General features: G+C 64.2%; 1 pseudogene. It reads right to left on the reverse strand.

Features of this window, described 5'->3' with window-relative positions:
• Window positions 1–332 (reverse strand): annotated as a pseudogene (locus tag BEA93_RS24825) (RHS repeat-associated core domain-containing protein); the annotation flags it as partial.

Below are 332 nucleotides of genomic sequence, written 5' to 3' on the forward strand. Positions count from 1 at the left end.
CGGTAAGACAGCAGCCGGTTGAACGGCACCACGCTGTTTTCTGCCGTGGCCCTTTCCCCCGCACGCCTCCCCAGCAGATTTCCCGCCGCGTCGTACTGCCAGCTCGCCAGATACCCCTCATCCTCCGAGCGGCATGCCGTGATGTGGCCCGTGGTGTCATAGAAGTAATCCGTTTCCCCCCGCCGGCTGTGCCGCGTCTTCAGCAGTTCGTCCTGACCGTTGTAGCTGTACTGGCGGTCCGTGAACGTCTCCGGTACCACCCCGTGCATCCCGCTGTATGTCTCCCTGCGCTTCAGTCGCCCGGCAGGGTCGTAAAGCTGCCGCGTGCTCAG

Source organism: Escherichia sp. MOD1-EC5950, from assembly GCF_002965345.1.
Taxonomy (GTDB): domain Bacteria; phylum Pseudomonadota; class Gammaproteobacteria; order Enterobacterales; family Enterobacteriaceae; genus Escherichia; species Escherichia marmotae.